General features: G+C 66.3%; 23 protein-coding genes. 10 read left to right on the top strand and 13 right to left on the bottom strand.

The annotated features are described in order from the left end of the window. Positions 1–4: 4 nt before the first annotated feature. Positions 5–988, bottom strand: a complete 984-nt coding sequence (locus tag AC5Y2L_RS09925) for an alpha/beta fold hydrolase (protein WP_499933239.1) — start codon at positions 986–988, stop codon at positions 5–7. Positions 989–1,125: 137 nt separating this feature from the next. On the opposite strand from AC5Y2L_RS09925, the gene AC5Y2L_RS09920 reads away from it, so the two are divergent. Next, positions 1,126–2,490 (top strand): flavin monoamine oxidase family protein, encoded by a 1,365-nt coding sequence (locus AC5Y2L_RS09920; protein WP_499933241.1) that lies wholly within the window; start codon positions 1,126–1,128, stop codon positions 2,488–2,490. On the opposite strand, the gene AC5Y2L_RS09915 is transcribed toward AC5Y2L_RS09920, so the two are convergent. Then, positions 2,482–3,354: a helix-turn-helix domain-containing protein gene (locus tag AC5Y2L_RS09915; protein WP_499933243.1), complete on the bottom strand. Its 873-nt coding sequence runs from the start codon at positions 3,352–3,354 to the stop codon at positions 2,482–2,484. The genes AC5Y2L_RS09920 and AC5Y2L_RS09915 overlap by 9 nt on opposite strands. 146 nt (positions 3,355–3,500) lie before the next feature. Between AC5Y2L_RS09915 and AC5Y2L_RS09910 the strand changes: the two genes are divergently transcribed. Continuing rightward, positions 3,501–4,421 carry an alpha/beta hydrolase family protein gene (locus tag AC5Y2L_RS09910; protein ID WP_499933244.1) on the top strand — a complete coding sequence of 307 codons (921 nt, stop codon included), beginning with the start codon at positions 3,501–3,503 and terminating at the stop codon, positions 4,419–4,421. Between the two features lie 34 nt (positions 4,422–4,455). On the opposite strand, the gene AC5Y2L_RS09905 is transcribed toward AC5Y2L_RS09910, so the two are convergent. Together AC5Y2L_RS09905 and AC5Y2L_RS09900 are read right to left on the bottom strand one after the other, a co-directional pair. Continuing rightward, entirely contained in the window at positions 4,456–4,890 is a 435-nt protein-coding gene (locus AC5Y2L_RS09905) for an SRPBCC family protein (protein WP_499933245.1), read from the bottom strand. A gap of 75 nt (positions 4,891–4,965) precedes the next feature. Beyond that, positions 4,966–5,310, bottom strand: a complete 345-nt coding sequence (locus AC5Y2L_RS09900) for a MerR family transcriptional regulator (RefSeq protein ID WP_499933246.1) — start codon at positions 5,308–5,310, stop codon at positions 4,966–4,968. A 140-nt stretch (positions 5,311–5,450) separates the two neighbouring features. Here AC5Y2L_RS09900 and AC5Y2L_RS09895 point away from each other — a divergent pair, with 140 nt between their 5' ends. Together AC5Y2L_RS09895 and AC5Y2L_RS09890 are read left to right on the top strand one after the other, a co-directional pair. Further along, a complete protein-coding gene (locus AC5Y2L_RS09895) occupies positions 5,451–5,900 on the top strand; it encodes an Hsp20/alpha crystallin family protein (RefSeq protein WP_499933248.1) in 450 nt (149 codons plus the stop codon). A 79-nt stretch (positions 5,901–5,979) separates the two neighbouring features. Then, complete coding sequence (locus AC5Y2L_RS09890; protein ID WP_499933249.1) at positions 5,980–6,687, top strand: PAS and ANTAR domain-containing protein; 708 nt, start codon at positions 5,980–5,982, stop codon at positions 6,685–6,687. On the opposite strand, the gene AC5Y2L_RS09885 is transcribed toward AC5Y2L_RS09890, so the two are convergent. From AC5Y2L_RS09885 to AC5Y2L_RS09875, 3 genes are all read right to left on the bottom strand, one after another. Continuing rightward, on the bottom strand, positions 6,648–6,983 hold the full coding sequence (locus AC5Y2L_RS09885; RefSeq protein WP_499933251.1) for an STAS domain-containing protein: 336 nt from the start codon (positions 6,981–6,983) through the stop codon (positions 6,648–6,650). The genes AC5Y2L_RS09890 and AC5Y2L_RS09885 overlap by 40 nt on opposite strands. Positions 6,984–7,595: 612 nt before the next feature. Next, on the bottom strand, positions 7,596–8,663 hold the full coding sequence (locus AC5Y2L_RS09880) for a helix-turn-helix transcriptional regulator (RefSeq protein ID WP_499933252.1): 1,068 nt from the start codon (positions 8,661–8,663) through the stop codon (positions 7,596–7,598). Positions 8,664–8,698: 35 nt separating this feature from the next. Beyond that, the gene (locus AC5Y2L_RS09875) at positions 8,699–9,880 is read right to left on the bottom strand and encodes a glycosyltransferase (RefSeq protein WP_499933254.1); all 1,182 of its coding nucleotides are present in this window, start codon (positions 9,878–9,880) and stop codon (positions 8,699–8,701) included. A 208-nt stretch (positions 9,881–10,088) separates the two neighbouring features. On the opposite strand from AC5Y2L_RS09875, the gene AC5Y2L_RS09870 reads away from it, so the two are divergent. After that, positions 10,089–11,048, top strand: a complete 960-nt coding sequence (locus AC5Y2L_RS09870; RefSeq protein ID WP_499933255.1) for a chemotaxis protein CheB — start codon at positions 10,089–10,091, stop codon at positions 11,046–11,048. Positions 11,049–11,052: 4 nt separating this feature from the next. On the opposite strand, the gene AC5Y2L_RS09865 is transcribed toward AC5Y2L_RS09870, so the two are convergent. The 3 genes from AC5Y2L_RS09865 to AC5Y2L_RS09855 are packed head-to-tail and all read right to left on the bottom strand — an operon-like array spanning position 11,053 to position 14,722. Next, complete coding sequence (locus tag AC5Y2L_RS09865; RefSeq protein WP_499933257.1) at positions 11,053–12,900, bottom strand: CheR family methyltransferase; 1,848 nt, start codon at positions 12,898–12,900, stop codon at positions 11,053–11,055. A 54-nt stretch (positions 12,901–12,954) separates the two neighbouring features. Further along, entirely contained in the window at positions 12,955–13,713 is a 759-nt protein-coding gene (locus AC5Y2L_RS09860) for an STAS domain-containing protein (RefSeq protein ID WP_499933258.1), read from the bottom strand. Further along, entirely contained in the window at positions 13,706–14,722 is a 1,017-nt protein-coding gene (locus AC5Y2L_RS09855; protein ID WP_499933260.1) for a chemotaxis protein CheB, read from the bottom strand. Before AC5Y2L_RS09855 ends, AC5Y2L_RS09860 begins: the two co-directional genes overlap by 8 nt. 165 nt (positions 14,723–14,887) lie before the next feature. On the opposite strand from AC5Y2L_RS09855, the gene AC5Y2L_RS09850 reads away from it, so the two are divergent. Continuing rightward, positions 14,888–16,993 carry a catalase gene (locus tag AC5Y2L_RS09850; protein ID WP_499933261.1) on the top strand — a complete coding sequence of 702 codons (2,106 nt, stop codon included), beginning with the start codon at positions 14,888–14,890 and terminating at the stop codon, positions 16,991–16,993. A gap of 71 nt (positions 16,994–17,064) precedes the next feature. Continuing rightward, a complete protein-coding gene (locus AC5Y2L_RS09845; RefSeq protein WP_499933263.1) occupies positions 17,065–17,322 on the top strand; it encodes a DUF7218 family protein in 258 nt (85 codons plus the stop codon). Here AC5Y2L_RS09845 and AC5Y2L_RS09840 read toward each other — a convergent pair. Continuing rightward, positions 17,316–17,894 (bottom strand): nucleotidyltransferase, encoded by a 579-nt coding sequence (locus AC5Y2L_RS09840; RefSeq protein WP_499933264.1) that lies wholly within the window; start codon positions 17,892–17,894, stop codon positions 17,316–17,318. The two genes, AC5Y2L_RS09845 and AC5Y2L_RS09840, sit on opposite strands and share 7 nt — an antisense overlap. A gap of 284 nt (positions 17,895–18,178) precedes the next feature. Here AC5Y2L_RS09840 and AC5Y2L_RS09835 point away from each other — a divergent pair, with 284 nt between their 5' ends. From AC5Y2L_RS09835 to AC5Y2L_RS09825, 3 genes are all read left to right on the top strand, one after another. Further along, positions 18,179–19,123, top strand: a complete 945-nt coding sequence (locus AC5Y2L_RS09835) for an acyl-CoA dehydrogenase family protein (protein ID WP_499933266.1) — start codon at positions 18,179–18,181, stop codon at positions 19,121–19,123. A gap of 106 nt (positions 19,124–19,229) precedes the next feature. Continuing rightward, positions 19,230–19,865 (top strand): class I SAM-dependent methyltransferase, encoded by a 636-nt coding sequence (locus tag AC5Y2L_RS09830; protein WP_499933268.1) that lies wholly within the window; start codon positions 19,230–19,232, stop codon positions 19,863–19,865. A 2-nt stretch (positions 19,866–19,867) separates the two neighbouring features. After that, positions 19,868–20,632, top strand: a complete 765-nt coding sequence (locus AC5Y2L_RS09825) for an endonuclease/exonuclease/phosphatase family protein (RefSeq protein WP_499933270.1) — start codon at positions 19,868–19,870, stop codon at positions 20,630–20,632. Between the two features lie 12 nt (positions 20,633–20,644). On the opposite strand, the gene AC5Y2L_RS09820 is transcribed toward AC5Y2L_RS09825, so the two are convergent. Together AC5Y2L_RS09820 and AC5Y2L_RS09815 are read right to left on the bottom strand one after the other, a co-directional pair. After that, complete coding sequence (locus AC5Y2L_RS09820) at positions 20,645–21,364, bottom strand: HAD family hydrolase (protein WP_499933272.1); 720 nt, start codon at positions 21,362–21,364, stop codon at positions 20,645–20,647. Positions 21,365–21,412: 48 nt separating this feature from the next. Then, positions 21,413–21,550, bottom strand: a complete 138-nt coding sequence (locus tag AC5Y2L_RS09815; RefSeq protein ID WP_499933274.1) for a hypothetical protein — start codon at positions 21,548–21,550, stop codon at positions 21,413–21,415. Positions 21,551–21,603: the final 53 nt, after the last annotated feature.

The following is a 21,603-nucleotide window of genomic DNA, read 5'->3' as shown; positions in this document are numbered from 1 at the left end:
ACTGCTACGAGCTGATCCGCCGCATGCGCGGGTGACCGCTCACCGATTCGGCCAGTGCCCGCAGCTGGTGGTTCACCTCGTCGTGTTGCTCCAGCATCGAGCAGTGGCCGCCGGGCAACTCGACCAGGCCGACGACGTTGGGTGCGGTGCGCGCGATCCGGCGGGACTGGCTGATCGGGGTCAACCGGTCGCATTCGCTGCCGATCACCAGCGTGGGGACGGTCAGCCCGTCCAGGCTGAGATACCGCCCGCCCAGGGACTCGACGAGCATCCTGGCGCAGCCGCCCCGTCCCGCCGGCGGCGTCTGCGCGAAAAGCTCGTAGATCAGCCGCGCCGCACTGGGATCCGCGTCGGCCGCGACGGCCAGCATGGCCACCACATAACGGCTGGGCAGCTGCGCCACGCCCGGAATCGGAAAGCCCGCGAACACGCTGACCAAACCACGTCCGGCCAGCGCCCGGGCCAGCGACAGCTCCCGGGGGACCGACAAGAATCGCACCTTGCGCAACAGATCACCGGTGGTGGTGTTGATCAGCGCGACGGCGTCGGCGCGCGCGCGTACCTTGTCGCGGAAGTGCTGCGACCAGGCGGCGATGGTGATGCCGCCCATCGAATGACCGGCCAGCACCGCCCGCTCACCCGGGGCCAGCGTCGCCTCCAGCACCGAATCCAGATCGGACGCAAGGAGTTCCAGGCTGTAGCCGCCCCGCTTCGGGATACCACTTCGACCGTGGCCGCGATGGTCGAAGGCGATCACACGGTAGTCGGGCGAAAGGTCGGCGATCTGATAGGCCCAGGCCCGGATCGCGCAGGTGATGCCGTGCGTGAGCACAATCGGGTAGCCATCCGGCGGTCCGTACACCTCGGTATGCAGGGAGGTGCCGTCCGTGGCTCGCACGGTCAGCGTTTCGGTGGGAATCAGGGGGTCTGGGAGCCGGACTCTGGGGCGGATAGCTACGTCACCCTGGACTGATTGTCGTGCACCCATCGTCGCTTCCCCCTTGAACACGGCCCCGTTGCCCGTTCTCCGGATGTCCGCGAGTTTAACCCCAAATCAACGAGAAACTCTGAGAATCGCCCCAGAGCGTGGTGCGGATTTTTGCACGCCCGTGCAACATGACATACGTGTCCCCGATTTCCCGTCGGGCGGTTTTGACGGCCATGGCAGGCGTGCTGGGCGGGGGCCTTGCGGCGGGCTGCGCGGCTGAAGATCGCACCTCGCCGGACACCAAATCGGTGCTCATCGTCGGGGCCGGGATGGCTGGCCTGGCCGCCGCTCGCAAGCTTTCCGACGCCGGCTGGCCGGTACGGCTGATCGAAGCGCGCGGCCGCATCGGAGGCAGGGTGCACACCGTCCGCGACTGGGGCGCGCCGATGGAAATGGGCGCGTCCTGGATTCACGGCGCGACAGACAATCCGCTGACCGAGTTGGCCCACCAAGCACGGGTCCAGACCGTGCCAACCGCCTACACCGATTCGGCAAGGCTGGTGGTCGATCCGGGCCTGCGGCCGATGGACTACGACGAAACCGGCTGGCGTCAGTTCGTGGCACGCGCCCGCGACCGGGTCGACGGCGGCAGCCTGGGCGCCGCCGTCGGCGCCGCGACGGAAACCGAACAGCTCTCCGACAACGAGCGCGCTCAGTTGGCCTTCTACCTCGCCACCGAAATCGCCGACGAGTACGCCGCCGACGCCGACCAGCTCTCGGCCACGACGTTCGACGACGGCACGTACACCCGCGGCGACCACGTCATCATCCCCAGCGGCTACGACGCCCTGGCCAAGCTGCTCGCCGACGGCCTGCGCATCACGCTCAACACGCCCGTGACCGCGATCGCGCAACGAGACGACGCGGTCGTGGTGCGGTCCGCCCACCAATCGTTCGAGGGCCCCGCCGCGATCGTCACGGTGCCCCTGGGCGTGCTGAAATCCGGTGCGATCGGCTTTGATCCGCCGCTTCCCGACCCACACGCCCGCGCGGTGCGGGCGCTCGGGTTCGGGGTGCTGTCCAAGACCTACTTCCGCTTCGAGCGTCAAACCTGGAACCTGACAAACAGCGCGAACAGCTTTTACCAATTCATCGGCCGCGAACCGGGATTGTGGGCGCAGTGGTTCACCATGCCGGCCGCTGCCGGGCCGATCGTGATGGCATTCCACGCCGGTGAACGGGGCCGCTCGGTGGAGTCGTCGTCGGCCAAGGATTTGATGGCCGGCGCGCTGCCTGTGGCTCGCCAGCTGTTCGGCGCCGACGTCGCCATGGTCGCGGTGTCCACGTCGAGTTGGACCGCGGACCCCTATGCGCGCGGTGCGTATTCGTTCCACGCAACCGGTTCGGGGCTCGGCGATCGGCGACGACTGCAGGAACCGATCAGCGACCGGCGGTATCTGGCCGGTGAGGCCGTGGGCGCCGACAATCCCGCCACGGTGCACGGCGCCGTGCTCAGCGGACGACACGCCGCAGAACAACTGATGCAGCGACTGTCATTGTGAAACATGCTGCGCTGCACCACTACTGGTGATCCAGCTGGCGAGCAGGCGCAGCGCTTCGTCGGATCGTGAATTCGGTTCGGCCGTATAGCCGATCAACGACAACCCACCCACACCGGTGATGTCGAAGACGTTGTAGATCAGGGCAAGTTCGCCCACCTCCGGATGGCGGAATCGCTTGATGCCGTGCCGATGCGCCTTGACGTTGTGGGCTGCCCAACGGGTGCGGAATTGCTCGCTGCGAGTGGCGAGTTCCCCGACGAGCCGAGTCACAGCGGGCGAATCGGGAGTCCGTGCCGCTTCCGAGCGCAGTAGCGCGACGGCATCGTCGGCGGCAGTGGCCCATTCGGGAAAGAGCTGATCGGCGGCGGCGTCGAAGAAGATGAACCGGGCCAGGTTCGGCGTCGTGTTCGCGCGGGCGAACACCGGTGCATACAGCTCGCGGCCCAGCGCGTTGGTCGCGACAACGTCGAGGTGGCCATTCAAGACCACCGCCGGCGCGGTGACCATGCTGTCGAGCAAGACTTGCACGCCGGTCGGCAGCGCCGGACCTGCGCGGCGCGGTGACCGGGTCCGGTCGGCCTTGGCGGTGGCCGCACGCACCAGGTCGAACAAGTGCGTCGACTCCGCCTCGGTGAACCGCAACGCCCGCGCGATTGCGTGCAGCACTTCGTCGGAAACGCCTGTGACATTCCCCCGTTCGATTTGCGTGTAGTACTCGATGCTCACCCCGGCCAATTGAGCGACTTCCTCACGGCGCAACCCGGGCACCCGCCGGCGCCGGCCCGGCGGCAGGCCCACCAGTTCGGGGGTGATCTTGGCGCGGCGGGTCATCAAGAACTCTTTGATGTCCTTCGCGACGTCCATATTCGTCAACTCTAGGGAGAGCTCTGTGCCTGCAGGGAGGGGTTGGCGGTACCTCCTATAACCGACACCTGCCTTGGGGCGGCGAACAAACCTAACCTCGGAAGGACAGGGCGTGTTCATTTCGATAGCCGAGGAGGTCACCGGTCATGGCGACGAACGACGAGCAGGGCCAAGCAGCCCTGGACAACTTCCTGGACATGTGGGTGACGGGTACGACGGGCGGTCTGCGGGCGCCGGTGTTGCGCCGGCCCGGAGAGGTCGGCTTGGAGTATGAAGATGTGTTTTTCCCGTCGATGGACGGGGTTGCGCTCGAAGGATGGTTCATCCCGGCCGATTCGGACAAGCTGATCATTCACAATCACTTCCTGCCCGGGAACAGGTACGGCTACCCGGGCCATTTGCCACAGTTCGGTGGTCTGGGCGGATTCGAGGTGAATCTCCTGCCCGAGTACCGAGCGCTCCATGACGCGGGCTTCAACATCTTGTGCTACGACATACGCAACCACGGGCTCAGCGGTTCAGGAAACGGCGGCACGGTCGGCATCGGCCTGCTCGAGTACCGCGACGTGATCGGTTCGGTCCGCTATGCCAAGTCGCGATCCGACACCGCGTCGATGACGACGTTCCTGCTCAGCGTCTGCCTGGGCGGCGACTCGACCTGTGTGGCCATGGCCAAGCACCCAGAAGAGTTCGAGCACATCAAGTCGTTGGTGCTGCTGCAGCCGGTGTCGGCTAACTACATCATCGAGGAATTCGTCAAAGCCAACGAGATCCCCGACGGCTACCGGCGTTTCGACACCGCGCTGGCCGAGCGGACCGGCTTCCACCTGCACGAGCAATCACCGCTGGAGTACGCCAAGTCGATCCACATTCCGACGCTGGTCGCTCAGGTGCACGACGACACCATGACCCGTCCCGAGGATGTGCAGTCGATTTATGACGCCATCCCGGCTGCGGAGAAAAAGCTCGTGTGGATCGAAGGCACGACCCGCCGCTTCGACGGCTACAACTATTTCGGCGAGCACCCCGAGATCCCGATCGGCTGGTTCAACTCGCACGCCTCCTAGCATCATATCGCCTGCGGCACAAGCTATTCAGTGCCTAGCGCTCCAGCGCCTTGGCGCAGGCATCGAGGATCGCAAGGAAGCTGGAGCGCAGCACCGGACGGCTCACGGCCTCCAGCAACTTGCCGCCCGCGAGCGCCGGATGGGTGTAGTTGGTCAGCCAGTCGACGTGCGTGCGGTCGCCCGACGCGGTGAAAGTCAGGGTGCCGCCCTCATGATTGAACGGGGGAAACGAGCGCACGATGAGGTATGAGTAGCTGTGCGGCCGGTCGTAGGCGGTGATGTTTTCCCGGAACCAGGTGCCGAACCCGGTCACTTCGCGCACCGCGCCCGCGCCGGGCCCCGGCGAGCCCTTCGCATAGCCGGCCTTCAGTACCAGGGGCGCGGCGGTCAGATTGGCCGGGTCGGCCAGCCAATCGAAGACCTGTTCCACGGGTGCGGCAATCGTGCGCTCCAAGTGAATCTCGACCATGCGTCTCCTGCCCGGGAACGGCGCGTACCACGCACATGCTAGCCGCCCGGCCGGATCGACAAACTGGCGCAAAGGCTAGCGTTCCGTCCGCCGCTGGGACCGAGCCGCCTTTGCCGCCGCGCGCAAACTGCGGTTGGTGGACCGCAAGTCGGCGTTGTCGTCTTCGAGGTCGAGGATGCGGGCGATGCCGGCCAGGTTGACTCCGGCGTCGACCAGCGCACTGATGCGTTGCAGGCGGGCCAGATCGTCCGCGCTGTAGCGGCGGGTGCCGCCGTCGCTTCGGGCCGGCGTGAGCAGTCCGTAACGTTCGTACAAGCGCAGCGATTGCACGGGGATTCCGGACAACTCGGCGGCCACCGAGATGCCGTACACCCCGCGGTCGGGCGCTGGCCCGCCGCTGGCGTCCATACGATCGGTCATCGGGTTTCTCCTGGAATGCCTACAGAAAACCTGTTTACCACACTTGCGTCGTTATGTCGATAGTGCTATAAAAAATCTATGTCATTAGACATAGGTAATGGCACCCACGAGACAGCAGATTGGAGTGAAAGGTGACCGCCATGTTGATGCGTACTGACCCGTTCCGTGAGCTGGACCGTTTCGCCCAACAGGTGCTGGGCACGGCCGCCCGCCCGGCCGGGATGCCGATGGACGCCTGGCGCGAAGGTGAAAAGTTCGTTGTCGAGTTCGACCTGCCCGGCATCAACGCCGACTCGCTGGACATCGACATCGAGCGCAACGTGGTGACCGTGCGGGCCGAGCGGCCCGGGCTCGACCCGAACCGCGAAATGCTGGCCACCGAACGGCCACGCGGAGTGTTCAGCCGCCAGCTGGTGCTCGGCGAAAACCTGGACACCGAGAAGATCCAGGCCGCCTACCACGAGGGCGTCCTGCGACTGACCATTCCGGTAGCCGAAAAGGCCAAGCCGCGCAAGATTTCCGTCGACCGCGGCAACGGGCACCAGGCGATCGGCGAACACGCCCAGAAGCGGGAGGTCATAGACGCCTGATCGCGGGGATGAGCAAGGCGGCGGCCGCGATCGGCAGGACAGTCGCGGCCGCCGCCGCATTCCGAGGAGGAACGCCGCGATGAGCTACGAATTCAACGGCCAATCGGCCACCACCGAGCAAGCCCTGGCCGGCGGTTCCGCACAGCGGGTCGGCTGGTTCCGCTTCTACTTCGCCGACCAGCGCTGGGAATGGTCCGAGCAGGTGCACCGAATGCACGGCTACGAGCCGGGCAGCGTAACCCCGACCACCGAGCTGGTACTGGCTCACAAGCACCCGCACGACCGAGCCCGAGTCGCCGCCGCCATCGACGAAATTCTGCACACCAAGCAAGCATTCAGCACGCGCCATCGCATCATCGACACCCGCGGCAATGTGCACCACGTCGTCGTGGTCGGTGACCAGCTCTATGAAGATCGCGGCCGTTCGGAAAACGACGACGGCAACCGCGGCGGATACCGGGAAGTCGCCGGGACGCAAGGCTTTTACATCGATATCTCCTCGTTCACCGAACAGGTGGACGAAGACCTGGTCACCGCACGACTGACCGATATCGCTGCCAACCGGGCGGGCATCGAACAGGCAAAGGGCATGCTGATGCTGATCTACGGCATCGACGAGGAATCAGCGTTCAATCTGCTGAGGCGGTTGTCCCAGGAGACGAACGTCAGATTGCGGCCGCTGGCCGAGCAGATCGCTGAAGACTTCCGCGCGGTCGGTGCGGACCATATCTCGCAGTCCGCTTTCGATCAACTACTGCTGACCGCCCATTTGCGCGCCAGACGGTGAAAGTCGTTGTCTTTAACCATTTCTTCGACGCGCTGGATGGCTTCGGGAACCGAATCGGCGACCGGTAAGCCGGTATCGGCGAAGATCCGCATCAGCCGACGCAGCGCGGTGCCGGTCACCGCGCAGACGGGCTGGGACTCCCGGGCAAGCGCAATCAGCGCTCGGAAACCGGCAACGCCCAAAAAATCTACGTGGCTGAGGTCGACGATCAGTGGCGCACTCAGCCGCGAGAAGTGGCCGATCGCCTGAGCGACGAGCTTCGCATTGGAGGCGTCGATTTCGCCGTCGACGCGCACTACGCTGATCGGACCGCATGCGTGGGCAGTCAATTCCGCTCCCCCGCAGTCGGCTACGCAGCGCCCACCCTGCCAGCGCTGCGGCGGATCCATCTCGGCACGAGCGATCATGTCATTACCAGTCCTGGGTAAAAGCCTAGCGCCACAACAGCGACGAGACACCGCCCGCAAATGTGGCCCGAGCACCGCAAAACCAGTCCTGTCTCTGCGCTGCAGCCGTTTTCGGCCACGACGTTCACATGTTTGGCCCGCACAGCTCTTCGTTTGGTGGACGTTGGCGGGCTGCCGATTTCGCTTATCGTCCCGCCGGGGAGCCGGGCTCGCGCAAACCGGCGGCTCAACACCTTCGCATCCAAAGCACTGTTGTCCGAATTGCGAAGTATCGCGCGCGGCGAGATCCGGCTTACCTTGGGTCGGTGCGCGATAAACCGCGGTCTCGGCCGCAGGAATGGTATCGGGTCGGGACCTTCCGCTATGTCGCCTGCGACGACCGCTGGGAATGGCCCGACGAGGTCGCACAACTGCACGGCTAGGAACCGGGCACGGTGGTTCCCACATAAGATGGCGCTGCAACGCATCTCAGCCTCATCGTGGCTGAACGTCGCGACTAGGTCACTGCTTGAGCGTGGTGTGTGGGCTCTGACCATAGGTCTGCCGGTAGAGGACGGCGAACCGGCCGGTGTGCACAAAGCCCCATCGCTGTGCGATCTCGGTGACGGTGACCTGAGACCGGTTGCCCGCCAACAAATCTTGATGGGCGCAGTGCAATCGGACGCGACGCACATATTCGGTAGGGGTGGTGTCGAGTTGCTGGCGAAAGAGGTACTGCACCGACCGTGGCGTGAGATGCACCGCTGCCGCGATGTCATTGACGCCCACCTCGTCGGCGGCATGGTCGTGGATGTATGCCACAGCGTCTTTCAACGTTTCCGGCACGGCCGGGTCGCTCAGCAGATCCCGCTCTGCGGTCACGGTGGACGGGTAACACTCGAGCAGCGCGGTGGCCAGCAACGGGGCCGCTGCCGCCGCGAGCAGCGGCTGCCCGACGGTGTCCGGGGACGCGAAAGTGGCGGTCACGTAATCGAGCGCCCGATGCCACCCACGCACGGCGGCGCGCGAGCGGGGGCGCCAGTCGCTGAACCGGATCTGCTGCGGCAACGGCGTGCGTCCCTCCGCGGCAACCCTGTGCAGCACCTCCCTCGCGACGGTCACCACTTCGAAACGCGCGCTGTTGATGTGCAGCCCGCAGGGCATCCCATGTGCGACGAGAACCGGACAGTCCGATGTCTGCGGTTTCTCGCCCGCCACGGTCAGCGACCCGGCACGGGGCTGGATCACCACGACCGAGTCCTCGGCGGAAACCTCACACTCGATTCGGCCCTGGATCAGTACCTCGTCGAGAGTCATCGAACGCGTTTCACAGCGCCGGTGCGTGACCGAAGCACCTTTGGCGGCGCCGGTGATTCGCCAGCCCGGCGTGTAGGCGCCGGCAAAGAAGCGACGCATGGCGCCGGGGTGGCCGGTACGGAATTGGGTGTATCCCACTGCGGCGGGAGCAGGCCGTTCCTCGGGCCGGCTGCGAGGGCGACGAGCAGCCGTGACCTCACCGTCCGGCGCGGCCAGCCAGTCGGCTCCCCCGATGAGCATGTCGGGCGCTGCGTTCACGGTGAGGCGTGTCATGGTCTTCGCGGTCGGTAACGGGGGTTACCACGAGATTACACAGCGGTCGCCGCACCCACATGGCCGCTGGAGCGCACGTACGGCGAACTGAGCCGCCGATAAATCGTCTGCGATTCCAGCGCCATCCGGTCCCAGGTGAATCGGGACGACGCGCGATTGCGGCCCGCCGCGCCCATGCTCTGACACTGAAACTGTTGTGCCGGAAGGCTTCGCAGGGCCCCGACGAGTTCGGCGGGACGCTGTGGGGATAGCACCACCCCGGTGACGGCCTGCACGACGATGTCGCTGAGCGCACCGACGGGCACCGTGACCACTGCCAGTCCGCTGGCCATGGCCTGCAACACCGGGGTCGCGCGCATGGGCACCCGCGGTGTGCACGCCAGCAGATCGACGGATCGCAACAGCTTGGGCATCTGGTCGCTGGTGACCGACCCGGCAAATTGCACCCGGTCGGACACGCCCAGGCTTGCGGCGAGCTGTTCTAGACCGCTTCTGGCCCGATCGTGACCGGGATCGGTGTCTTCGGTTTCGGCGACCACCAGCTCGGTGCCGGGGATCCGCGGCAATGCGCGAATCGTGATGTCGAATCCGTAGCGGGGCAACGGGTTTGGCGCGACGCACAGGATGCGGTGCAGATCGCTGCGGGCAAGCGAAGGCCCGACCGGAGAATACCGGTCGACGTCGACGCCCTCCACCAGCACGGACAACCGTGCCCGGCTGTGGCGCAACTTCGCCAGTGCGGCGACGTCGGCGCTGCTCTCCCCGGTGACCCACGCCGCGTTGCGCGCCAGGAGGGGCTCGATGCGTTCGCGCTCGGTGTCGTCCGGGCAATCGACGGCTGGATGCGATGTCGCGGCTAGTCCCCGGAAGCTCTGGACCACCGCAATACGTCGCCGTCGCGCAGCCAGTTGAGCCGCCAAGCCGCCCAGCCAGCCGAAGGCGTGCACGACGTCGGGTTGGTTTGCCGACCACGATCGCTCGAGGGTCGCTGCCCAGTCGGCGACGACGGGCAACAACTCGCGCTCTGCCCGCACTACCTCCGGCCCGGCGGACAACGGGATCACCCGGTAGTCGTGCTTGGCGCTCCTGCGGGTGCGGCGTCGGCCCGGCTGCCGGAGGTAGGCAGTGACATCTTGCCCTTGTGCGGCAAGCGCGGCGAACAGCTGCCCGAAGTCCTCGCCCAGCAGATCGTCGCCGCTGACGATGGAGATCCTCACCTACCACTCCCTTCATCCGCCACTGGCAACTGCTGGCCGCCGCGCGCGATATTGCGAGGGTGTTCAGGGTTTCGTCTACCCGGGCGGGCGCTCCGGCGAAACAGCCGCCACTTGGCTCTTCGCATGCCGTACGGGGGGCTTCGCATGCTGGATAACGTGCCCGCGCAGGCGTGCGCCCCAAAGCTGTAAATGGGTGGAAAATGGGGCAATGACCACCGCCGCGTCTGGTCCGCCAATCGAGCTGGTAGCACTGTTGGCGTCGGCGGGGGGATTGGCGTCGTTGTCCACGGTGCTCAGTGATCTGCCTACCGGGTTTCCCGCTGCCCTGGTCGTGCAACAACACCTCGGTGGTCACAGCAGTAGCGTGCTACCGAACATCCTGAGCCGCCGAACCGCTCATCAGGTGGTGTGGGCGCGCGACGGGCAGACGGTCGTCGCCGGACAAGTATTGGTCTGTCCACCGGGAACAAACATGGAACTGAACCCGGACGGATCGTGTTGCCTGAGCACGCTCAACGAGCGCGGAGAGCGACGTTTCGACGTGTTGTTGACCTCCCTGGCCCGCTCGTACGGGGCACGCGGTATCGCCGTGGTGTTGTCCGGGTCCGGCAGCGATGGTTTCGATGGCACCGTGGCGATGAAGGGCGCCGGCGCAGTCGTCATTGCAGAGAGCCCAGATACGGCCCAGTACCCGGCCATGCCCAGGGCGGCAGCGCAGGCAGGCGCGGACCTGGTATTGCCGGTATGCGATATCGGTCGGGTCTTGACCGACCTCGTCGGGGGTGCACGGTTATCCGCGCAACGTGGCGGATTGCACGGAATCGACACGGCGGCAACGCAACTGGACTCAGCAATGACACGGCAGGCCCGGGAAACCGGCCAAGAAACGAGTGCGGCACCAGAAGAACAGAGGCAGACAGGTCCCGCGACCACCGACCATGCCACCCGGTTATCGTCCTACGGCGCCGACTTCAGTCCGGCCGCTCGTGCGGAAGCCGCCCGGCTGCGTGTGGCCGAACTCCGGCGCAGACGCCACGATCTGGCCGCCGGACGCAACGCCACCCCACAGACGGTGGCCATGGCGCGCCGCCGAGCCGAAGAATCGCTGAATCGTGCGATCCGAGCCCAGCAGGCCGCAGAGCGTGCGGCCCGACGATCAACGGTCTGATCGGTCAAGCCCGGTCCACGACCTCCATCAACAGCAGCGCCCCGCCGACGGTCCCATCGTTGGCCCGGAACGGGGTGCAGGTGACCCGCACCCGCGCCGCCCGGCCGCGCCGGTTGATCGCGTCCACCACCGTCTCACCGGCGCCGTCCGCATCCACCAGCGCGTTGCCGATCAGGGGCCGCACGCCGTCCAGCGGCAGCCCGATGTCCAGTGAGGTGAAGCTCTGTCCCGTCGTCTCCTCCGAGCGCAGGCCCCAAAGTTCCTCGCTGCCTCGGTTCCACACCGCCACCGTCATCTCCCGATCCACCACCACCATGCCCAGCTGGACCGAGTTGACCAACGAGTCCAGGAAAGTTCTGGCGTTGTCCAATTCGAGGCTGCGTTCGCGCAGCGCGTCGTTGATGGTGTGCAATTCGTCGTTGGTGGACTGCAGCTCCTCGTTCATCGTCTCGAGTTCTTCGTTGGTGGACTGCAGCTCCTCGTTGGTGGTCTCCAGCTCTTCCACCGTGGACTGCAATTCTTCGTTGGTGGTTTCGAGTTCCTCGTTGGTGGATTGCAATTCCTCGTAGGCCGCCTCGAGCTGACTGTTGGTCTGGACCACCTTGTCGAGCAATGCGCGCGTCGCGGTGACGTCGAAGAACACGATCGACACTCCGACGAGGCCGTTTTCGGCGTCGATGAGCGGATTGATGTGGATCTCGAACCACACCGTCTCGGCGCCCGGCCGCAGCCACTTGACGTCCTGAATCCGGGCCGACCGCCGATCCACCTTGGCCTGCTCGAGATATGCCCGCAGCTCCACGGGCCGGTAGGAGACTTCGAGGTCGCGCAGCAGCCGGCCGATGTCGCGGGCCGACAAACCGAAGGTGGTCTCCGCCTGCTGGTTGATCATTGCCACCGTGTCCTCGCCAGTGACCACGATCTGGGCCACCGGACTGGCGCGAAAGGCCAACTCGCGCAGCGTGGTCAAGCCAGGCAGGTCGCCGTGGCGCTCGTAGAACGCCGCAGCCGGGTCGTAGCGTTCCGGGCCAGTGTGCGATCCGACAGCCTTGCGGAATATTCGGTTCTTCAGGTTCAGCGGGGTGAACCGGTCACTGTGACTGAGCAGCATCTCGGCATGCCCGAGAAACAGCGTGCCCTGCGGCCCAAGCGCAAAATGCAAGCGACCCAAGACATTTCGTTGGGTTTCGGCGTTGAGATACATCAAGGTGTTGCGGCACACCAGTAGGTCGACGCGCGAGATCGGCGCGTCCTTGACGAGGTCGTTGCGACCGAAAATGACTGCGCGGCGCAAGTCTTTGTGAAATACGTAGCGGCCGTTGACCTTTTCGAAATAGCGCGCCAAGAGATCCGCCGGTACCGATTCCACCGCCTTGGCCTCGTAGGACGCCATCCGCGCCTCGGTGAGGGCGTCCTCGTCGATGTCGGTGGCGTAGATCTTCACCCGCTGCCGGAAGGCGTCTGGCCCCAGCGCCTCGGCCAGCAGCATGGCCAGCGTGTAGGCCTCCTGGCCGGACGCGCATCCGGCGCTCCAAACCCGGATCGGATCGTTGGGAGCCCGCTCGGCCAGCAACCGTGGAATCACCTCGCTGCTGATGAATTCCCATGCCTCCGGATCCCTGAAGAACGCCGTGACGTTGATGAGGATGGTGTTGAACAGCGCGGCGAACTCATCCGAGCTGGCCTGCAGAACGTCGAGGTATTCCTCGAACGAGGTATAGCCGGCCTGGTCCATCCGGTGACGGACACGTCGCATCAGCGACGTGCGCTTGTAGCCGGTGAAGTCGAAGCCGCGAGAGTCCCGCATATAGCGCAATAAAGCCTCGAAGGACTCGTCGGTGGTGCCATCCATTGGAGGTCCTATTCGAATACCGTTTGCGGAAGGACTTGAACACTACTCGCGACGCTAAAGCTGGTTTTCGCGCCCGATCACCGCCCACACCGTCTTACCCGACAACGTCGGGGTGCTGCCCCACGCACGACACAGTGCGGCAACAATCGCCAGGCCGGACACCACATCGGCGCCGCGGACTGCATCTTCGTGCCGGGCGGCCGGCTGCTGACTGCCATCCTCGACCGCGACGGTGATCGCTCCGCGATAGCTCTCCACGATCAACACCGGCGCGCTCTCGGTGTGGACCAGCACATTCTCGACGAAAACCGTAGCCACGGTGGCGGCGACCGGAATCAACCGGGGCTGATCCCAAACGGTGAGCCAAGCGTCGATCAGGTCGCGGGCCTGATGGGCACTCGTCGAGAGCGCCGGCAGCCGGGCGCTGGCTCGCCGCCGTACATGCACGGACATGTCGCCGATCGCTGCGAGCGCCGTCTCGCGGGACGGATGTACCGAAACATACCGGGCCACACCGGCGCTGGCGATATCACGACGCGCCTGTGGGTGTTCGGAAACCAGCAATATCGGCACGTCCGGCCAGACGCTGACGTGCCAGCGGGCGCTGGTGAACACCGACCATGACGCCGTGGATGGCACTGCAAGCTCGGTGACGTCGACGACGACCGCGCGCGGCTCGTCCAACGCGGCCTTGATCACCGTGTCCCGCAGCCCGCGATAAGTCGAACTGTCCAGGATCCCGCTGGCTATCAGGATCGAGGCGTCATGCTGGCGCCGAGCATCGACCTGGATCGGCGCAGTCGGTTCAATCACCGGAGTCAGCGGCGGGCGGGCCGTGCGCGCCGAGCCGTTCGCTGAGCACGGCCAGCGCGTGTTCGGTTTCCTCGGCCATCGAGCTGTAACGCCGGCGCAACAGGCCAGGGCCGACGGTATCAGCCAACTGCCGGGCAAGTTTCGCCTTTTCTTGCAGGCTGCGCAGGGCTACCCACAGGGCGCCCTCGACTTCGTGATCGCGGGCCGCGAGCAGGGACTCGGCAGTCCAGGCGTGACCGACGTGGCAGCGAAAGTGGCCCTCTGCGACCGAAACAAGCGACCCGTTGCAATCCGGGCAGGTATAGCCCGACACCGGACCGAGTGACTGGGTATCGAAATCGGTGGAGAAGCGGGCAGTCATGGCAATGCGGTTCTCGAATTCCATCGCGGCGTCAGGCTCCATGTCCACCTCCTCTACTTCTCGTTGCGAGAGCTCTTTGAGCACTGCGCCGACATCGGTCGCGGGGACCAGGCGATCCAATACGCCCGCGTTTTGGGCGTTGACCGGCATTGCCGGGAACAACGCGTCGTCGGGCGACTGACCGACGGTGAAACCGCCGCGCGAGCGGATGGCCTGCAGACCCCGTACTCCGTCGTCGAGCACGCCGGACAGCAGCACCCCGATGGCGCGCGGCCCGAAATCCACTGCCGCGGAACGAAACAATGCATTGATAGCCGGCCGATGCCCGTTCTCGGTGGGGCCCTGCGACAACACCACGCGATGACCGGCGACCAGCAGATGATAATCCGGCCTGGCGACGTAGATGCGCGCCGGTTCCAGCTTTTCATCGTGGTCGGCGGTGGTCGCGCGCAGCGGCCCCTGACGATCGAGGATGTGCGCCAAGATGCTGGGGGCACCGGCGGGAATGTGCAGTGTCACCAAGTAGGCGAACGGCAAATCGGGCGAAAGTCCTGCGGCCACTTTCGACAACGCTTCTACACCGCCCGCCGAGGCGCCGATGGCCACCACGCCGCGAAGTTCGTTTTGTCCGTCGGTCCCCTTGTTCACCACACCCTCGGTTACCCCGTACCAGCTTAGGCAACCGCACGGTCAGTGGATAGCGCACGACGTGATCCGGTTTGGCTCGCGCGGATGGCGGCTACCCGAAGTGGTCGGACAACCGGCCCGGCCAGAAATCAGCGCAGACAAGACCGAAACAGAAGGGGACGAGCCATGGACGCCGACCGAGATGACCCGAAGCAGAGGAGCCTAGAGCCCAACCGGGTGCGCCGCGACACCGGATACCTGACCACCCAGCAGGGGGTGCGCGTCGACCACACCGACGATGCGTTGACGGTCGGCGAACGCGGACCAACGCTGCTCGAGGACTTCCACGCTCGCGAAAAGATCACCCACTTCGACCACGAACGGATTCCGGAGCGCGTGGTCCATGCCCGCGGCGCCGGCGCGTACGGATTCTTCGAGCCATACGACGATTGGCTGGCCGAGTACACCGCCGCCCGATTCCTGACCACGCCAGGCACCCGGACGCCGGTGTTCGTGCGGTTCTCCACCGTCGCGGGATCGCGCGGCTCGGCCGACACCGTGCGCGACGTCCGCGGATTTGCCACCAAGTTCTACACCGAGCAAGGCAATTACGACTTGGTGGGCAACAACTTTCCGGTCTTCTTCATCCAGGACGGCATCAAGTTTCCCGACTTCGTGCACGCGGTGAAACCCGAGCCGCACAACGAGATTCCGCAAGCACAATCCGCGCACGACACGTTGTGGGACTTCGTCTCGCTGCAACCGGAGACCTTGCACGCCATCATGTGGCTGATGTCGGACCGCTCATTGCCGCGCAGCTACCGGATGATGCAGGGCTTCGGCGTGCACACCTTCCGGCTGGTCAACGACCGCGGTGAAGGCACTTTCGTGAAGTTCCACTGGAAGCCGCGGCTGGGCACGCATTCGCTGATTTGGGATGAGGTGCAAAAGATCGCCGGCAAGGACCCCGACTACAACCGGCGCGACCTGTGGGAGGCCATCGAAGCCGGCCAGTATCCAGAATGGGAGCTCGGGGTGCAACTGGTGGCCGAGGCCGACGAGTTCAACTTCGACTTCGACCTGCTCGACGCAACGAAAATCATTCCCGAAGAACAGGTTCCGGTGCGGCCCGTCGGCAAGATGGTGCTGAACCGCAATCCGGACAACTTCTTCGCCGAGACCGAGCAGGTGGCGTTCCACACCGCCAATGTCGTCCCGGGCATCGACTTCACCAACGACCCGCTGCTGCAGTTCCGCAATTTCTCCTACCTCGACACTCAGCTGATCCGGTTGGGCGGCCCCAACTTTGCCCAGTTGCCGGTCAACCGGCCGGTGGCCGAGGTGCGCAACAACCAGCAGGACGGGTACGGGCAGCACGTCATCCCGCAGGGGCGGTCCAGCTACTTCAAGAACACGATCGGCAGCGGATGTCCGGCGCTGGCCAACGAGAACGTTTTCCGTCACTACACGCAGCGGCTCGACGGCGAAACCATGCGTAAGCGGGCCAAGTCTTTTGAGAATCACTACAGCCAGGCGCGCATGTTCTGGAAGAGCATGTCGGCGGTGGAAGCCGAACATATCGTCGCCGCCTTTGCGTTCGAGCTCGGCAAGGTCGAGGTGCCCGACATCCGGTCGGCGGTGGTGGCGCAACTCGTTCGCGTCGACCACGGGCTGGCGAGCCAGGTGGCCGCGAAGCTCGGGCTGCCCGAGCCGGCCGAGGAACCGGTCGACGACAGCGTGCCCGCCTCGCCGGCCTTGTCGCAGATCGGCGTCAGCGACACCATCGAGTCGCGCAAAATCGCCGTCCTGGCCGCCGATGGCGTGGATGTCGTTGGGGTGCAACGGTTCAAGGAAGCAATGGATCGGCGCGGCGCCATGGTCGAAGTGCTGGCGCCGGTGGCCGGTGGCAACCTGACCGGCGGCTCGGGCGGCGAGCTGCCGGTGGACCGCGCATTCACGACGATGGCCTCGGTGCTCTACGACGCGGTCGTGGTGGCCTGCGGGCCGCAATCGGTGTCCACGTTGGCCGCCGACGGCTACGCGGTGCACTTCGTGACCGAGGCCTACAAGCATCTCAAGCCGATCGGCGCGTTCGGCGCCGGCATCGACCTGCTGCGCGAGGCGCGCGTCGGCGCCCGCCTCGCGGATGGCACCGAGGTGGTCAGCGACCAATCCGTGGTCACCACCGGCGCCGCGGCGGACACCTTGCCGGACGAGTTCGTCGACAAGTTCACCGCCGCCCTGGCCGAGCACCGGTGCTGGGCGCGGCGCACGGATCCGGTACCGGCCTGACGATTGCAGTGGGTTTGGCACCCGTCGGGCCCGGGCATCCAGGCAGCGTTGTCCAGGCACAGGAGGTGACGATGCCGAACTCGTCGATCAAGAACGAGAAGATGTATCAGGATCTGCGCAAGAAGGGTGATTCGAAAGAGAAGGCCGCGCGGATTTCCAACGCGGCCGCGTCCCGGGGCAAGTCCTCGGTTGGCCGCAAGGGCGGCAAGGCCGGATCGTACGCGGACTGGACCGTGCCGCAACTCAAGAAGCGGGCCAAAGAGCTTGGTATTTCGGGTTATTCGTCGCTGACGAAAGACAAGCTGATCACCAAATTGCGCAATCACTGAGCCGTGATGCCGAGCCGTTGCGCCAGCACCAGGAAGGCGACGGCGTAGTCGTTGTCGGCGGTCTGGGCGCTGACCACATCCCAGTCCACCCGTTCGCGGATCGCCCGCACCGCCGGCAACAGCTGGGCGAAGTCGCAATGGTGTTCGCCCAGCGAACGCAGCTTCTGAATCAGGACCGTGGTCGGCGGCAGCACCGGCATGCCGATCGCGAGCACGTCGCGCTGTTCTGCGCTGTCCAGCACGGCCTGATCGACGGGCACGCCGTTGACCCGGTGCAGCACGTCGACAACGGTGTCACCGGTGCGGGCCTTGAAAAGCCAGTCCTCCGGCGGATGTTCGACGGCAAAGCCGGCGTCTCGCAGCGTCGCCTCGGCCTTCGCCACGTCGGACTCTGCGACCACCACATCGACGTCGTGGCAAGGTTCGGGTGCGCCGTAAGCCCATAGGGCGTAGCTGCCGGCCAGCGCGAAGCGCGGTCCGTGCTCTTTCAATGCCGACGCGGCACCTCGTAATGCCTCGCGCAACGGGGCGCAGTACGTCGGCGACTCGGTGGGCGTCTCGATCGTTGCCATTGTGGATTAGGTCATACCCCCGCGCAGCGCTGGGCAACCTGGCCGCCCCGATGCCGTTTTCTCGCTGTTCACGTCGTTTGCCCGCTGTTTAACTGGTTGCGGAACGGGCAATCCGCAGCTATGTCGGCCCCAGCCATCCGGATCTGCGAGCAGGTTGCCGTCGTGATTCGCACGCTGTCCTTTGGCGAGGGCTCTGACTTGTCGATCATCACCCAGGCGCGCCGCCCGGGTCGGTTCGCGCACCGCCTGGGCGCACTGCGGAGAATGGCGACGGGAGGGAGCGCGTGACGGCCGGTCTGGTACGGCACTGGCTGGAGTCGGGGCGACTGGAGTTGCCGCTGCCCGCGTCGGGACGCACCGCCGAACGCTGGCAACGCCTGGCGCTGCTGGCCGAGGAGGACATCGTGGCCGCCCGCATCGCCGAGGCCCACGTTGATGCCGTCGCGATCCTGGACGAACTGGGCGGTAAGCCGCCGGAGCCGGGTCAACTGTGGGCCGTCTGGGCTACCGAGTCTCCCGACGCGATCCTCAACGCCACCGAGATCGGCGGGGGCACTGTCGCGCTCAACGGCACCAAGGTCTGGTGCGCGGGGGCCGGCTTCTGCACCCATGCGCTGGTGACCGCCCGCATCGACGACGGGCGGCGCGGCCTGTTCGCTGTCACGGTCACCGATCCCGCCGTCAAGCCGTTGCCGAGCACCTGGTGGAACGCCGGCATGGCCGGCAGCGACACCCGGCCGGTCCAGTTCACCAATGCTCAGGCGGTTGCCGTCGGGGAACCCGGCGATTACCTGAACCGGCCCGGCTACTGGCACGGCGCCATCGGCGTGGCCGCCTGCTGGCTGGGCGGCGCGCGCCGGGTTGCCAACCCGCTCTACCGTTGCGCCGGCAGTGAATCGGCCGACGCGTACTCGCTCGCACACCTGGGCGCCGTGGACGCCGCGCTTGCCGCCGGCGAGGCGATCCTGGGCTCGGCGGCAGCGCAGATCGACTCCGATCCCTTCGACCGGGCCGGCATCGCCCAACTGGTGGCCCGCCGCGCGCGCACCGTCGTGGAACACGCGGTCGACGAAGCCATCACCCGCACCGGCCGGGCGCTGGGGCCGGGACCGCTGTGTCAGGACGGCCGGCACGCTCAGCGGGTGGCCGACCTCACCATCTACGTACGCCAAAGCCACGCGGAGCGGGATTTGGCCGAGCTGGGGCGGCTGGCCGGGCGCCCGTGCTGAGGTCGCAGTCCGTCCCAGTGGCGCGACATCCGGCCGACCCGCGCAATCCCGCATAGACACGTGCTTGCGCAGCCCGGTAACGACTGCTCGTGAGGAGAGGAGTGAGATGTCAAGAAGCAGCCGACTACCCGACACGTACTTCGACCGGATATATGCCGGCGACGCCGATCCATGGCACTCGACATCCCGCTGGTACGAAAAGCGCAAATACGCGATCACCATGGCCCTGCTGCCGAATCGCCGGTATCGGCACGCGTTCGAGCCCGGCTGCTCGATCGGGACACTGACCGCCATGCTGGCGTTGCGCTGCGATCACATCACAGCGGTGGATGTAGCCGGTGCTGCGGTGAGCGTCGCCAATGAGCGGCTGCGCGCGGCCAGGTTGCGCGGGCAAGTGACCCTGGCGCGCGCGTCGCTGGACGCCCCATGGCCGCCCGGGCCGTTCGACCTGGTGGTGCTCAGCGAAGTCGCCTACTACCTGGAGGCCGACACCTTGGCCGCGGTGTTGCGCCGGGAGTGCCCCCGGCTGCTGCCCGGCGCCACCGTCATCGCCGCGCACTGGCGGCATCCCGTGCCCGACTATCCACTTACCGGAGACAAGGCCCACACCATCATCGCGGCCACGCCCGGTCTGACGCCGCTGGGCAGCTACCGCGACAGCGACGTCCTCATCGATGTCTTCGACACCGGTGACGGGCTATCGGTGGCCGCCCGCGACGGGGTGCCGGGGGCCGCCGGTTAGCGATGCGGGTGGCCACCTTCAACATCCTGCACGGCCGCACCGTCGGCGACGGGGTCGACCCGGCGCGACTACGCGACTGTGTGCGCCGCCTCGATCCCGACATTCTCGCCCTGCAAGAGGTGGACCGTGAGCAACCGCGCTCGGACCGGGCCGATCTGACCGCGCTCGCGGCCGACGCCATGGGTGCGGTGGCTCACCGGTTCGTGGCCGCGATCTCCGGGACGCCCGGGGCCACCTGGATGGCCGCCACCGGCGACGAGCAGCCGGGCACGGCGGCCTACGGCATCGCGCTGCTGTCCCGGTATCCGGTGGACAGTTGGCAGGTGCTGCGCCTGCCGCGGATCCCGCTCCGCTTTCCCATGTACTTGCCCGGGCCAAGCCGGGTGATGATCGTCGACGAGGAGCCGCGGGCGGCGGTCATCGCGCGGCTGCAGACCCCGCTGGGCGCGATGACGGTGGCGAACACCCATTTGTCGTTCGTGCCCGGTTGGAATCGCCGCCAGCTGCGACGGTTGGTCCACGACCTCCGCGGCTTCCCCGGACCGCGACTGCTCACCGGGGATCTGAACCTCACCCTTCCGGCGGTGCGCCGCTGGTCGGGCATGCGACCGCTGGCCGTCGCAGCGACCTTTCCCGCGGCCAATCCCGACCGGCAGCTCGACCACATCCTGACCGACGACCGTCGCCTGCGTGGCAGTGCCGCCGAGTCCGAGCCGATGTCGATCTCCGACCACCGACCGCTCGCGGTCGACCTAGACCGGGTGTGAGCCGATCAGCGCTCACTTCCCCGACGCCAACCCGACCACAGGCGTGCAGTCCAGGTTGTCGAGCAGATCCTGCGGGTCGGCGAAAATCGCTGCGGCACCGGCTGTTTGCAATTCCGCGCCGGAAATGCCGCCGCTCAACAAGCCGATGCACCGCAGGTCCGCGGCCAGCGCTGCCCGCACATCCCAGACGGCGTCGCCGACGAACACCGCTTGCGCTGCGGTCACGCCGGCCCGGTCCAATGCGACGTTCAGGATGCCGGGTTGGGGCTTGGCGGTGTCGACGTCATGCGACGACGTCGTCACCGAGACGACCTCCTCGCAGTCGAGCACCTTGCGCAGCACCTCCAACTCGTCTTCGGGAGCCGAGCTGGCCAGCACCACCTGCAAGCCGAGATCGGCGACGGCGCCCAGCAATTCGCGCGCCCCCGGCAGGGGCGCCAACAGTGGGATCAGCTCGCGGTAATACCGGCTGTGCGCCTCGCTGAGCCGGTCCTGCACGTCGTCGGGCGCGTCGTTGGACAGGCTGCGAACCAGCTTCGAACCGTCCATGCCGATGCTGCGGTGGATGCGCCAAGCCGCGACGGGTATGCCTTCGTCGTCGAAGGCTCGCTGCCAGGCATGGACGTGCAGGTAGTTGGAATCCACCAGCGTTCCGTCCACGTCGAACAGGACGGCCGGCACACCGTGGCGAGGGTTCTGCGTCGGCGCAGCGTCCGCGGCGGGATTATTCATCGAATTGCTCGTTTCTGGGTCTGCCACGCCGGGTGGACGCACCGGCCACTAGCCCGAACCGGCGAGGCGCCGGCGGATGCGCTCGACGTCGCCCGGCGCGGGCATCTCCTGGGTGATGCGGGTGATCTCCACACCGACACCGGCGATGCCGATACGCCGGCGTCCGGTGGCGATGAGTTGCCACACGACCGATCGACCAGGCTCATCGCACACCCCCGATATCGGTTGCGGCGCAGTCA

Source organism: Mycobacterium sp. NGS66 (assembly GCF_059812225.1).
Note: the sequence above shows the minus strand (reverse complement) of the source record. Positions and strands in the feature narration are given on the sequence as shown.

Coding starts and splice junctions, on each gene's coding strand:
- AC5Y2L_RS09925 (WP_499933239.1), bottom strand. CDS start 988: ATGGGTGCACGACAATCAGTCCAGGGTGACGTAGCTATCCGCCCCAGA.
- AC5Y2L_RS09915 (WP_499933243.1), bottom strand. CDS start 3,354: ATGGACGTCGCGAAGGACATCAAAGAGTTCTTGATGACCCGCCGCGCC.
- AC5Y2L_RS09910 (WP_499933244.1), top strand. CDS start 3,501: ATGGCGACGAACGACGAGCAGGGCCAAGCAGCCCTGGACAACTTCCTG.
- AC5Y2L_RS09905 (WP_499933245.1), bottom strand. CDS start 4,890: ATGGTCGAGATTCACTTGGAGCGCACGATTGCCGCACCCGTGGAACAG.
- AC5Y2L_RS09900 (WP_499933246.1), bottom strand. CDS start 5,310: ATGACCGATCGTATGGACGCCAGCGGCGGGCCAGCGCCCGACCGCGGG.
- AC5Y2L_RS09895 (WP_499933248.1), top strand. CDS start 5,451: ATGTTGATGCGTACTGACCCGTTCCGTGAGCTGGACCGTTTCGCCCAA.
- AC5Y2L_RS09890 (WP_499933249.1), top strand. CDS start 5,980: ATGAGCTACGAATTCAACGGCCAATCGGCCACCACCGAGCAAGCCCTG.
- AC5Y2L_RS09880 (WP_499933252.1), bottom strand. CDS start 8,663: ATGACACGCCTCACCGTGAACGCAGCGCCCGACATGCTCATCGGGGGA.
- AC5Y2L_RS09870 (WP_499933255.1), top strand. CDS start 10,089: ATGACCACCGCCGCGTCTGGTCCGCCAATCGAGCTGGTAGCACTGTTG.
- AC5Y2L_RS09865 (WP_499933257.1), bottom strand. CDS start 12,900: ATGGATGGCACCACCGACGAGTCCTTCGAGGCTTTATTGCGCTATATG.
- AC5Y2L_RS09850 (WP_499933261.1), top strand. CDS start 14,888: ATGGACGCCGACCGAGATGACCCGAAGCAGAGGAGCCTAGAGCCCAAC.
- AC5Y2L_RS09845 (WP_499933263.1), top strand. CDS start 17,065: ATGCCGAACTCGTCGATCAAGAACGAGAAGATGTATCAGGATCTGCGC.
- AC5Y2L_RS09840 (WP_499933264.1), bottom strand. CDS start 17,894: ATGGCAACGATCGAGACGCCCACCGAGTCGCCGACGTACTGCGCCCCG.
- AC5Y2L_RS09830 (WP_499933268.1), top strand. CDS start 19,230: ATGTCAAGAAGCAGCCGACTACCCGACACGTACTTCGACCGGATATAT.
- AC5Y2L_RS09825 (WP_499933270.1), top strand. CDS start 19,868: ATGCGGGTGGCCACCTTCAACATCCTGCACGGCCGCACCGTCGGCGAC.
- AC5Y2L_RS09820 (WP_499933272.1), bottom strand. CDS start 21,364: ATGAATAATCCCGCCGCGGACGCTGCGCCGACGCAGAACCCTCGCCAC.